The sequence below is a fragment of the Acinetobacter sp. EKM10A genome, from assembly GCF_011075215.1.
Lineage (GTDB): Bacteria > Pseudomonadota > Gammaproteobacteria > Pseudomonadales > Moraxellaceae > Acinetobacter > Acinetobacter baumannii.
In genome coordinates, this window is sequence record NZ_JAALLK010000001.1 from 610,656 (window position 1) to 622,223 (window position 11,568).

At 36.0% G+C, this 11,568-nt stretch carries 12 protein-coding genes; 10 read left to right on the top strand and 2 right to left on the bottom strand.

Annotated elements, in window-relative coordinates; translation table 11 throughout:
* The first annotated feature begins 4 nt into the window (after positions 1 to 4).
* The 3 genes from G9371_RS02775 (at position 5) to G9371_RS02785 (ending at position 2,094) form a co-directional block, all read left to right on the top strand.
* The gene (locus G9371_RS02775; RefSeq protein WP_000135428.1) at positions 5 to 766 is read left to right on the top strand and encodes an SDR family NAD(P)-dependent oxidoreductase; all 762 of its coding nucleotides are present in this window, start codon (positions 5 to 7) and stop codon (positions 764 to 766) included.
* Positions 767 to 775: 9 nt separating this feature from the next.
* A complete protein-coding gene (locus tag G9371_RS02780) occupies positions 776 to 1,459 on the top strand; it encodes an SDR family NAD(P)-dependent oxidoreductase (RefSeq protein WP_005123773.1) in 684 nt (227 codons plus the stop codon).
* A 77-nt stretch (positions 1,460 to 1,536) separates the two neighbouring features.
* Positions 1,537 to 2,094 (top strand): chorismate mutase, encoded by a 558-nt coding sequence (locus G9371_RS02785; protein WP_004840876.1) that lies wholly within the window; start codon positions 1,537 to 1,539, stop codon positions 2,092 to 2,094.
* A gap of 28 nt (positions 2,095 to 2,122) precedes the next feature.
* Here G9371_RS02785 and G9371_RS02790 read toward each other — a convergent pair whose 3' ends face one another.
* The gene (locus G9371_RS02790) at positions 2,123 to 2,608 is read right to left on the bottom strand and encodes an Lrp/AsnC family transcriptional regulator (RefSeq protein ID WP_001089197.1); all 486 of its coding nucleotides are present in this window, start codon (positions 2,606 to 2,608) and stop codon (positions 2,123 to 2,125) included.
* A 608-nt stretch (positions 2,609 to 3,216) separates the two neighbouring features.
* Between G9371_RS02790 and G9371_RS02795 the strand changes: the two genes are divergently transcribed.
* Both G9371_RS02795 and G9371_RS02800 read left to right on the top strand, forming a co-directional pair.
* The gene (locus G9371_RS02795; protein ID WP_001980666.1) at positions 3,217 to 3,555 is read left to right on the top strand and encodes a hypothetical protein; all 339 of its coding nucleotides are present in this window, start codon (positions 3,217 to 3,219) and stop codon (positions 3,553 to 3,555) included.
* A 938-nt stretch (positions 3,556 to 4,493) separates the two neighbouring features.
* Positions 4,494 to 5,048 (top strand): TetR/AcrR family transcriptional regulator, encoded by a 555-nt coding sequence (locus G9371_RS02800; protein WP_029424711.1) that lies wholly within the window; start codon positions 4,494 to 4,496, stop codon positions 5,046 to 5,048.
* A gap of 62 nt (positions 5,049 to 5,110) precedes the next feature.
* Here G9371_RS02800 and G9371_RS02805 read toward each other — a convergent pair whose 3' ends face one another.
* On the bottom strand, positions 5,111 to 7,360 hold the full coding sequence (locus tag G9371_RS02805; RefSeq protein WP_029424712.1) for a TonB-dependent receptor: 2,250 nt from the start codon (positions 7,358 to 7,360) through the stop codon (positions 5,111 to 5,113).
* A 452-nt stretch (positions 7,361 to 7,812) separates the two neighbouring features.
* On the opposite strand from G9371_RS02805, the gene G9371_RS02810 reads away from it, so the two are divergent.
* The 5 genes from G9371_RS02810 (at position 7,813) to G9371_RS02830 (ending at position 11,530) form a co-directional block, all read left to right on the top strand.
* Entirely contained in the window at positions 7,813 to 9,048 is a 1,236-nt protein-coding gene (locus G9371_RS02810) for a mechanosensitive ion channel family protein (RefSeq protein WP_000345328.1), read from the top strand.
* 298 nt (positions 9,049 to 9,346) lie between these two features.
* On the top strand, positions 9,347 to 9,598 hold the full coding sequence (locus G9371_RS02815) for a hypothetical protein (RefSeq protein ID WP_000179474.1): 252 nt from the start codon (positions 9,347 to 9,349) through the stop codon (positions 9,596 to 9,598).
* A 412-nt stretch (positions 9,599 to 10,010) separates the two neighbouring features.
* Positions 10,011 to 10,481, top strand: a complete 471-nt coding sequence (locus G9371_RS02820; protein ID WP_001123841.1) for a hypothetical protein — start codon at positions 10,011 to 10,013, stop codon at positions 10,479 to 10,481.
* A 188-nt stretch (positions 10,482 to 10,669) separates the two neighbouring features.
* Positions 10,670 to 10,951 carry a hypothetical protein gene (locus G9371_RS02825; protein WP_000650375.1) on the top strand — a complete coding sequence of 94 codons (282 nt, stop codon included), beginning with the start codon at positions 10,670 to 10,672 and terminating at the stop codon, positions 10,949 to 10,951.
* A 174-nt stretch (positions 10,952 to 11,125) separates the two neighbouring features.
* Positions 11,126 to 11,530, top strand: coding sequence for a hypothetical protein (locus tag G9371_RS02830; protein ID WP_165471252.1), 405 nt, complete (start codon positions 11,126 to 11,128; stop codon positions 11,528 to 11,530).
* Positions 11,531 to 11,568: the final 38 nt, after the last annotated feature.

The window sequence follows — 11,568 nt, forward strand, 5'->3', positions numbered from 1 at the left end:
GACTATGGCATCAGCAACACCAGATAAAATACGAGATTGTGCAGTTGTTATTGGCGTTGGGGCATCACAGGGCATTGGTGCTGCTGTCTGTCATCGCTTTGCAAAAGAGGGCTTAAAAGTTTACGTTGCTGGACGTACTTTCCAAAAAATTGAGGCAGTAGCTGCCGAAATCCATGCCAATGCAGGTGAAGCTGTGGCATTTCGTCTAGATGCAGAAGATATCAATCAAGTACAGGCATTGTTTGACACCATCATAAGTCAGAATGAACGCATTACTGCAGTTATTCATAATGTTGGGGGAAATATTCCCTCAATTTTTTTACGTAGTCCGCTATCGTTTTTTACTCAAATGTGGCAATCCACTTTTTTATCAGCCTATTTAGTTTCTCAAAGCTGTTTAAAAATATTTAAAGAACAAAACCACGGTACGCTTATTTTTACCGGAGCCAGTGCTTCATTGCGTGGAAAGCCTTTTTTCGCAGCTTTCACTATGGGGAAATCTGCCTTGCGGACTTATGCATTAAACTTAGCTCAAATTTATAAAACTCAAGGCATTCATATTGCTCATGTCATTATTGATGGAATGGTGGATGGCGACAGAATTAATAAAGCTTTATTTGGTCTAGGACGTTTCATTCGTCTCACACGGGGGACGGGTGGACTCAATATTAATGCCATAGCCGACAACTATTGGATGCTCTACCAGCAAAGCCCTGAGCTTTGGACACACGAGCTAGATTTACGTCCATATCAAGAAAAATTTTGAGAGACTCATATGCTAAAAACAATATTTCAGAAGTTTCAAAAAAAGCAGGGCTGTGTGGTGGTTGCAGGTCATGATATAGAACTACTTGACCAGAACTTTGTAATTTTAGACAAAAATGAGCAATCTCCATTGTATGTCTATCAAGCTGTACATGATTCTAGCGTTCAGAATATACAAGTAAACCGTGTAAATGATGGCATAACGAGTGTCCGTTTAAACTTGGTGAATACTGAGCATTTAAAAAGTTTACTAAAATATATTGCCAGCCATAGTCATAGCATTGAGTTATGCGTGTTTCAGCCAAATTTTTCATCTGCGCCAAATATTGAAGCTTTATCTTTAGAAGAAATTGAGCACAGTTGGCAAACATCGGGTTTAAGCGCTGTGAGCGTGTCACAAGCAGTGATTAAACCGATGCTAAAGCAGCAGCGGGGCACTGTTATTTTTCTTGGAGCGCCATCTAATAACTCGGCTCACTACGATGTGTTAAGCCAAAGCATGTTTGCGAGTATTCGAGCGTTATCACAATCATTGGCAAGAGAGTTTCAGCCCAAAGGTATACATGTGACATATTGCATGGTGGAAAAATGGGATGGGCAAAACCAGCACTTTATTTCATCTGTTAAACAAGTCTGTCAGCATATCTATCAGCAGCCAAATTCTGCATGGAGCCAAGAGCTTAGCGTGTCTTGAGATTTTACTTTCGAGTGTTCTTAAAATAGAGTACTGCTTTGGAATGACAACAGAACAATAATTTTGAAGGTACTTAAATGTTAAATATTAAGAATATTCAACAAACGGTTAAAGTAGCGACTACAGTGGCAGCTTTGATGTGCTTTTCTTCACTGGCACAAGCATATCAATATGAGCAAACCGCGCGTTTAATTAACGAACGCTTATCTTATATGAAAGATGTTGCAGGCTATAAGGCAGAGCAGCATTTACCGATTGAAGATTTAACACAAGAAAAGAAAGTACTCGGTCAATCGCTTTCTGAAGCCGACTCTTTTGGGCTTAACAGCGAAACAGTAAAGCCATTTATAGTGGCGCAAATGGATGTGGCTAAAGCAATCCAGTACCGTTATCGCGCCGACTGGTTGTCGAGTCCGGAAACCAACTGGAAGCCTCAAGACTTAAGCGAAGTACGCGTAAAAATTAGCGCTTTAAACACGGAGCTGCTAAAAAATATCGCCTATGAACTTAAGAAAAATAATAACAAAGCGCCTCATGGCTGTAGCTATATGTGGCCTGTTCAGCATCCTCAACTTAAAGAAGCTGACAAGAGAGCTTTATGTGTAACATTAAATAAAATCAAATTAAAACAATGAACCACCTAAAGCCGTTCCTATAAGCAAATTATTCAATCAACATTAAATCGGCAGTATTGGCAGATTTAAGTGGTCGTAAAGCAAAGGTTGAACGCGTGTGGCGGATTCCTTTAATCGAGTAGAGCTTTTTACGTAAAAAACGTTCGTAATGCTCGGCATCTTTTACAGCCACTTTCACCAAATAATCATAGTCGCCCGTAACTAAGTGCGCTTCGACCACTTCCGGAATATCTGCCAAAGCCTCGCTAAAGTTTTCTAACATTTCATCATCGTGGCGTTCTAGGGTAATTTCAATAAAAAACAACTCATGAATGCCAATCGCTTTGGGGTTTACGTTTACGGTATAGCCTTCAATAATTTTTAGACTTTCTAAACGTTTGAGTCGAGTCCAGCAAGGCGAAGATGAAAGCCCGACTTCTTCGGCGAGCTGTGCAACCGTTAAACGGCCATTTCTACGTAGGGCAGATAATATTTTCCGATCTATGCGATCTAGTGTGTATTCTGTGCTGTTCAAAATATAAACCAAAGAAGATTCTTCTGTTAATTTTAAATATACGTGATTTTTATGCTGATATCATTTAAAAAAAACTGAAAATTCAGTAAACATTTTGAGCGACACAGCCATACACTATTTCTATGCATCGGACTCTACTGGATAGGAGTTGTGATGAAGCAAAGAGCACTGTTTCAGTAAGGGTGACTAAACAGTGCTCTTTGCGGATCTTACCAAAAATCAAATATCAGGAATTTTTGATTCATACTTTAGAATCATCAAATATTGGTTCAATAATAATCATAAATATATTCTTATTGATCATAGCGCTCATCTTTCCAAGAATCTTATTAAATATCCTAAATGGCTAAATATTATTATTGAAAGTCAAAAAAGGCATACTTTAATCCCTAACCAAAGTACTAATTTAACAATTAAATAGGGAAGTAAAATAAAGATTATTTATTTGTTAAAACTTAATCACCTAATTTTAATAAGGTGATTAAATATTCGAAAGAGAAGAAGGTTATCCTGTTTTCTTTATTATTAATAGACACTTAGAGATAATTATTATTTAATACGCCCGCAATATTATGACTAATACTTTTAATAACTTTGTCGGGGAAATAATGCGTAATTTTTTAGTAACGATTTTCACTTTATTAGTAGGAACATCAATTTATGCGAGTCAAGAATCTAGAAATCTTCTAGAGCAAACACAATGCGAAAAGGCAGTAGAGCTCCATGGTTTTTTAAGCCGAGCTCAACTTGATTGTAACTATCACTATTATTCAGAAGAGTTAAAAGAGGCTGCCGCAAAATGTACTAAACATGATCTCGGCGAAAAATATGGTAGAGAGGTTATGAAATTTGGGATGAAGGAATTTGAAGAGCGGAAGAAAGAGGACTCACAGGGCCACTTTTGTCATAAGGTTTTAAAAGAATTTCCAAAATATATTAAACAATAAAAAAATAAGGTTTTAAAAACCCCTTCTAGCAAGCCGATAAGATGAATTTAATTATTCATTTTATCGGTGTATAAATTTACTAGTTAAATTAGAGAATAATTCTTAAAAAATTAGCTAATATAAAACTTCACCTTGTTTTAGATCTAACAACAATCATTTTTTAGTTTGAATCCCTTATTGTAACCATAAAAATAACATTTCCTTCCTTGGATTAGCCGTTCGTTATGTATTATGGAGGAAAAATAAGCATCAGTCGGCATTCAAAGTCTTAATTAATATAGCGGATTACATTTTAAGTTTACTTATATTTTTAAATTTCAAAAATAAAAGATTCTAGAATGGATGACTAAATCTTAAGTAAAGTTATTTTATAGAGTTTTTAAAGCTTTATTTCTAGCCAATATCACATTGACACCTAAAACCCCTCCGATTATCCTTTGTCTGCTGGCCTACATTGCCAGTTGGTTTTAGCAGACCATTAGCCAAAGAACACGAAAAAGTAATCACTTTTTTGTGGGAATCCCTGCGTGCCCCCTCTGCGGCGGAACGGGAGGGGGACACCTTCGGGTGTGCTGGATTCTTTGGCTCCAGTCTGCTAACCCTCTTTCGTTTCGCCACCATTATTTAGCAGTAATGTGGTGAAACTTCTTTATAGCCAAAGGAGTTCGCTATGCGTACTAATTCTTCTCATTTATTGGTTTTTGCCAAAGTCTTTTTGCTATACCACTTAAACAGTCTATAAAGCGGTTGAATCGACTCTAGGTTTTTAAACCTAAACATCGTTACGACTCAAAAATCATAGCAACAATAAACCCGAGATAGGCGAGCACATCTTTATTGTGCGGCTTTTGCATGTCTGTTTTTAGCGCTCAATTTAAGAGTGACGGCATGTCTATCTCTTTTATATACAACAAAAAATTATTTTAAGCGGTATAACTATGCCAAATTTAGAAGCTTCATTTAGAGCACTTAGAGTGCTTCACACAGCAAGAGATTTATTTAAACAATACGGATTTCACAAGGTTGGTGTCGACCGAATTATTGCTGAGTCCAAAATTACCAAAGCCACCTTTTACAACTATTTCCACTCTAAAGAAAGACTCATTGAAATGTGCTTAACCTTTCAAAAGGACGGGCTAAAAGAAGAAGTATTTTCTATTATTTATTCATACCGTGAACTTATGGTATTTGATAAGCTCAAGAAAATCTTTTTTCTGCATGCCAACCTCGAAGGACTGTACCGTTTACCTTTACAGGCCATTTTTGAAATTGAAAAGTTTTATCCCACTGCCTACAAGGTGGTGGTTGATTATAGAAACTGGTTGGTGAACCAAATACATCAATTACTTTTAACCATTAAAGCCACAGCTACACTCGAAGACGCCTGTATGTTTTTGTATGTGATTGATGGGGCAATGGTCCAGCTTTTGAGTAAAGATAGAATAGATGAACGAGATAAATTATTAGATTATTTTTTAATAATGATGTCCTAGATTAAAAATAAAAGCCCCGATAATGGGGCTTTTATAAGGTTAGGTACTAACTAAAATCTCAATTACCACTTATGGCTATAAGTCACTTTTAACGTCACACCATTTGCCACTAAATGGCTAGTGTTATTACCAGATCTTAATAATTGGCTATAGAGAGGATAGTATTTGCGGTTAAACATGTTTTCTAAACCAATCGTCACAGTGTCTTTTTTGTTAAGCGCAAAGCTACTGATTAAATCTGCTGTTGTATAAGTTTTTACATCATAGCGACCAAAACTATTTACACCGTTTAAGCGGTAGTCTTCTGAACCGAAGTAAGTAGCTTGTAAACGGTTTGTCCAAGTTTCAGTTGGACTATAAGAAACGTAAGCTGTGAGTTTTAATGGTGGAATACGGAAGCCTGTCATGTCTTGTTCGGTACCGTTTTGCGGTTTTTCACGGCCTTTCATCCACGTAACACTACCACCAGTTCCCCAAACATTAGCATTGTCAAGATAGTCAAAAGTTGCTTCAACACCAGTGACTTTCTCTTTCGTTCTAGTCATATCCAAACTATTACTTACTGGTTGCACAGCGCCAAGGTCAGAAGTAGAGTGGAATACAGCTACGCTTGATGAGAAGTTATTGAAGTTTCCTTTCCAGCCTAACTCATAGTTATCAACTTTTACAGGTTCTAAGAATGACGAACCAAGGTTAAAACCTGTGCTGGCATTGCGAATGACTACACCAACATCAGGCAACTGGAAACCTTGATTGAATGATGCATAAATCGAGTGTTGATCATTTGGAGAGAAAGTTACATTAGCATTGTACAACCATGCATCAGCTTTCACTTTTCCGCCCTGAACGGTGTAAGGGTTGGGTTTACCTAATTGTGATAATGGAACAAAGCTATCAATTTGGGCATAGCTGTCTTCATAACGCGTACCAGCTTCTGCTGACCATTGATCATTAAAGCGGTGTTTTAACTGTACAAAGCCACCCACACTTTGCGTGGTAAGCTCAGGTAAATAAATAAGCTTGCCAATTTTTACAAACTCTAAGCCACCAGATTGATCATAAATATTAGGATCGAAAATATCTAAAGGCATTTCGCTTTTTTCACGGCTAAAGTCGCCACCCCAAACCAGTGAGGTGTCACCTAAAAACTCAAGTGGTGTGGTTACAGTTAAGCGGCTACCGAGTACGTTATTTTCTTGATAGACCTGATCCACTTGTCCACCACGTGGGCTGACTTTATCGGGAGCGACACGTGCGTCAAATGGTGAAAAACGGGTAAAGAAGTCACGGTAATAAATTTGAGCATCAACTTTATTACCAAAAAAGTCTTTATGGTTATAGGTTAAATTGTAAATCTGATTTTCGTTTTTAGTCTGGTCTTTGAGTTTTAAGCCTTTAATGGCTTTGGCTGGTACAGTTCCGGCAGGGGCATTCTTCACACTTGGGTCAGATGCATAATCTGAATCTTGCTCGGCATTATAGTAGTTTGCAGCGAATTGTAGATATTGGTTGTCATCAATATGGTAACCAAGCTTACCGCCGATGCTATAGCCGTCAGAATCATATAAATCTCCTTGACTTGGTTCAGGTGCAACACGGTCGCCACTTGCATCGTATGGGCTACCAATACGTTGGTAACCAAAGTCGAGTGCATAGTCAAAAGCGTTAAAGCTGCCTGTGAAATATTGATGAATATCGCCACTTAAAGCATTAGAACGGAAATTTGTTAAAGGTGTCTGTAGCCCAACGACTGTTTTGGCGGTAGGTTTTCCACCAGCCGCTTTTGTGGTAATTGAAATAATACCGCCAGAAGCGCCACCGCCATAAATTGCGTTACTACCGCGAATGACTTCAATGTTAGCAATACTTTCAGGGTCGATAGCTGAAAGACCTCTTGATGTGTCACGTGTCAGGTTCATTGGAACACCATCGACCAAGATGAGGGCATTACGGCCCCGTAAAGTTTGACCATAATCGGTAATGGTTCGGCTTGAGTCGGAAAGGCCCGGTACGGCTTTAGCTAAAACAGTTGCAATATTCCCAGATGAACCATTTCTTAAAAGTTCAATTTGTTTTTCATCTAGCTTCGTCACTTGTTTGGCAGATGTAGAAAGTTCATCTGCACGTGAAGCGGTGATTGTAATTGTAGGGAGTGCTTCAGGTTTTTTTTCAGCATCTGTTGTCTCAGAAGGCGAGGCTGCAAAGGCCGAGTTTGAGAGAAAGATGGCTCCACCAAGTGATAGACGTGGAATGATATTTTTTGCTTCAGACTTCCTAGTAAAAAGTTTATTACTTTTTATCTTATTTCCCATTTTCTCGCCCTGAGAGTGATTGTAAATTCGTCGAATTATAAATGAGAATGATTTTAATTAATAATATTATTAATCTATATAATAGAAGTATTTGTGGCTCTTAAATAAACATAAATAACAAAAGATCTTCTAAAAGAGTTAAGAGTTTTGATTAATTTAATATATTTAAAAAAGTCTTAAAACTTGTTCATATGTAGCATTCTTAAGGAATAAAAATCTCTTTTTATATAAGTACAAAGAGAAGCAGTGACTTGAGATCAATATCTTTCCACCCATTCCATACTTGTTACTCTATTTATTGTCTAGTCGAATAGTAGTGATTAGCTTTTATCTAATTTTACGATTGAATATTACTTCCTTGTTGTATTTATGACGACATATGTAAACAAGCCTTAATCTATAACACATGAACACTTTAAAATTATTGAAAATAAAGTTTTAAGGTGTAGGTTTTGGATTTTTTTAATTTTTATCGTGATCTTCAAGCTGAGTTAAGCAACTATCCTTGGCTAGAAATGCTAGTTTCGCTCACACTTTTGATCCTTTTTGCTGCATTAGCAAATTTCATTGCCAAAAGAATTATTGTTCGGGGAATACGTCATTTAGTGACTAAAATTAAGTCACTCAACCAGTCGGTTTTTGCCCAGCATAGTGTCATTAAGCGATTTGCCAATATTGTGCCGGCCATTGTTATTATGAATGGTATTACCACCGTTCCGCATTTGTCGGAAAAAGCGGTTGCTTTAGTACAGATGGGCGCACAGGCATTTATTTTTCTCACGATTGCGCTCACCATTAGTGAATTATTAAATATATTTAATTTAATCTATCAGCGTAATCCAAAATCTAGAAACAAGCCGATTAAAGGTTACTTGCAACTCGTTAAACTCATTATTTTTGTTGTTTGCGGATTAATGATTTTGGGTACATTCCTGAAAAAGGATGTATTTACGTTGTTGGCTGGCTTCGGTGCAATGGCAGCCGTATTAATGTTAGTTTTCCAAAATACAATTTTGTCATTGGTCGCGAGTGTACAAATTGCCTCTTATGACATGGTACGTATTGGGGACTGGATTGAAATGCCATCGCTCAATGCTGATGGTGATGTCATTGATATTTCATTGCACACAGTGACCGTTCAAAACTTTGATAAAACATACACCACGATTCCAACCAATAAACTAGTGACAGACACTTTTAAAAACTGGCGTGGTATGAGTAATGCGGGCTGTCGCCGTATGAAGCGTTCTCTTTATATCGATCAAACTAGCGTGCACTTCATGACCGAAGAAGAGCAACAAAAACTCAAAGATTTCTTATTACTAGATCAATACCTCAATGCCAAGCAATCTGAGATTGACGAATTTAATAAGCATTTAGGTAGTCAGTCACGTTATAACAAAAGACGCTTAACCAATATTGGAACATTTAGAGCATATGTTGAATTCTATTTGCGCCAGCATAAGGGGATTGCTCAAAATCAAACGCTTATCGTTCGCCAACTACAACCAACGAGTGAAGGTCTACCATTAGAAATCTATGCATTTACCAATACCACCGCATGGGTTTCTTATGAAGCAATTCAGTCAGATATTTTTGATCATCTGATTGCGATTTTGCCTGAGTTTGGCTTAAGAGTGTATCAGGCACCTTCAGGCCATGATTTTCAGAAATTAACAGTAGAATAAACAACTGTTAGCGTGCTATCTATTTTATTTTCAAATAGATAGCATCTTTTTAATAATTTTATACATTAATTTATAACTATTCTTAGAAAATTATTATTAAATAGCTGTATAAGTTGACTTTGAAAGCTACATGCACATTGTAGCTTAAAAGATTTTAAGCAAACTCAATCTAAAACTTGCAGGAGTAAGGCTTAAGTAACAAATTTGACACTTTGAACAAAGAAAATACTAAATGTTTAAGAATAACAAACAATAAAGTTGCTTTACTAAGATTTGTTAGGTGAGTTGGAGTGTTTGAATGGCTACAGCAATTGAGAACAGAGCTAGACAACTTAAAAACGCTAAACGTGGAGGATATGCGCCAACCATTGCCAAAGACGTAAACAAACATAAAGTACAAAAAATAAGGAGAGCTCTAGACGAAGCCCGGCGATATGTGAGTGAACTAAATGACGAAACGGTTATCTTTGACGATCAGGACGCAAGGCAAAAGGCAGAAGGAGCCAAAGCAATTATTGAAATGTTTGAAGCAGCTTTAAGCGGTGCGTGAGCAGCATCAAACTAAAACATAATCATAAAAGACCTTGCTGAAGACACGGTTAACGTTCTAGCCCCTCGACTAGGCAACTTAGTTATTCAGCAAGGCAGTAAAATAAAAATAATTCAAATATTTCTATATTCTATTTTTTACTCAAAAAACCAAAAAAATACCGGTCAAATAATATTATTGATGAGCTTAATTTTTTTAGAAAATTATTACTAACTATAAAAATTTTTCGGAGTTAAAATGTGATGGATTTTACATTTCTATTCATTGCTGTGGTTCGTTATGGAAGTCAGTTTCAGAACACTCTTATAGATTACATTTGGTATTTCAACACTTACATATTGCAATAATATATTCATCATACTTCCCTAAAAGTCTGATCAATCGCGATGGTCAATATAAGAGGGAAGGAAATATGCCAAAATTTCTAATAATTGCCGAGAAGGTTTATAAAAAACTAGAAGAAGATAAATTGTTTTCAGATAACCTGATCGAACAACTAAATAACTTGGTCAGTATTATTCGTAAAGAGATAAAGGGAACTCCCTGTAAACTCAAATACAATTTTATCGATTTTGAAGAATGCCTAAGTAAACCTTTAAGTGAATGCACGATTAAACTCGACATGAGTTTAATGCCTAAATATAAAAATAAAGGTGAATATATTATGTGGCTAGCGAGCTTTATTGAAAGAATCACGGTTGGCGGGCAGCCAAAATTACCACCACTTTCAAGTATTGTGCCAGCCGACTTTAACGCAAAAAAAGAAGCTCAGACGGTAGTTGAAAATAAAAAAGCAGTATCGGAAGAAAATGCAAAGATGATTGTGAATTATTTTAATTCTGAAGAATATCAGAAAAATAATAAAAAAATAAATCTGGTTTAAAACCATATAAAAGTGTGTGTCCACCGCACTTTTATAATCGCTGGAAAATTTCAGCAACCGCCTTCTGGGGCGGTTTTCTTTTGCCATATACATACTTAAACAATTACATCATAAAAAATTCCATAACTTATCTGTATAGCATGTTAAGTTTTTCTACACATCTATAAAAATTATGGAAGGGTTTAAACATGAAATGTTCATATCAAGATCTAGATGGAAATATAGTCGAATTAACTTGTGAAAGTTATATACATATACCGTCAGGTGCTAGTGGAAACAAATTGGGAATAGATAATAGGGCAGAAGACTTAATACATATCACTGAAGATTTTAGTTTTTTTAAGAAAACAGAGGCAGATTCAATACCACTCTATCGATTCGCTGTAGATGCTAATTACAATGTTTTTAATAGCGATGAGCTACCAGCTTTGGCACAAATTGGAACCGATTGGAAAGTGCTTAATGAATAACTTTGCGATTGTTAGGTAGCCTATAAGCTAATGCTTTAATATTTTGTAAAATTTATCGAATAGTAAATATTTAACTTATCTTAATACAGGTATTATAAATAGCGAACTGAAAATATAGTCTAAATATTTATAGGCAGTTTTAGACTAGATGTTGATTATATAGAGAGAAAGAACATGAAGCGCCTTATTATATTATTTCTATTAGCTTATGCTACAAGCTCCTTTGCTCAAGTGCCATTCGAAGTCAGTAAAAGTTGTTTTGTAGTGAATGGTAGAAATATTACTGAGCCTTGCTTACTTTCTTCTACAAATAACTCGACATCTAACTTTGAAAGATTAACTTTTGCTAATACAAAAGTTTTTATTAAAGAATCAAATATTTGTTCAAATAACGATTCATGTGTTTCTGTAGGAAGTAATTTGTCGAATTTAAAAGATGCGACTATTTATTATCGTGATGTAAAGACTAAAAAAATTATTGAAAAACCGGAAAAAGATTCATGGACCTGTTTTAAGCAACCAATTGATAAATTAGACTTTAGAGGTGGATCAGGAAATTTGAACAACACTTATAAGTGATATTTTGCTCCCCAAATGATGTTATAAACATCAATATA

Excerpts from the sequence above, each read along its gene's own strand:
- G9371_RS02775 (WP_000135428.1), top strand. The coding sequence starts at position 5 with ATGGCATCAGCAACACCAGATAAAATACGAGATTGTGCAGTTGTTATT.
- G9371_RS02780 (WP_005123773.1), top strand. The coding sequence starts at position 776 with ATGCTAAAAACAATATTTCAGAAGTTTCAAAAAAAGCAGGGCTGTGTG.
- G9371_RS02785 (WP_004840876.1), top strand. The coding sequence starts at position 1,537 with ATGTTAAATATTAAGAATATTCAACAAACGGTTAAAGTAGCGACTACA.
- G9371_RS02795 (WP_001980666.1), top strand. The coding sequence starts at position 3,217 with ATGCGTAATTTTTTAGTAACGATTTTCACTTTATTAGTAGGAACATCA.
- G9371_RS02800 (WP_029424711.1), top strand. The coding sequence starts at position 4,494 with ATGCCAAATTTAGAAGCTTCATTTAGAGCACTTAGAGTGCTTCACACA.
- G9371_RS02805 (WP_029424712.1), bottom strand. The coding sequence starts at position 7,360 with ATGGGAAATAAGATAAAAAGTAATAAACTTTTTACTAGGAAGTCTGAA.
- G9371_RS02815 (WP_000179474.1), top strand. The coding sequence starts at position 9,347 with ATGGCTACAGCAATTGAGAACAGAGCTAGACAACTTAAAAACGCTAAA.
- G9371_RS02820 (WP_001123841.1), top strand. The coding sequence starts at position 10,011 with ATGCCAAAATTTCTAATAATTGCCGAGAAGGTTTATAAAAAACTAGAA.
- G9371_RS02825 (WP_000650375.1), top strand. The coding sequence starts at position 10,670 with ATGAAATGTTCATATCAAGATCTAGATGGAAATATAGTCGAATTAACT.
- G9371_RS02830 (WP_165471252.1), top strand. The coding sequence starts at position 11,126 with ATGAAGCGCCTTATTATATTATTTCTATTAGCTTATGCTACAAGCTCC.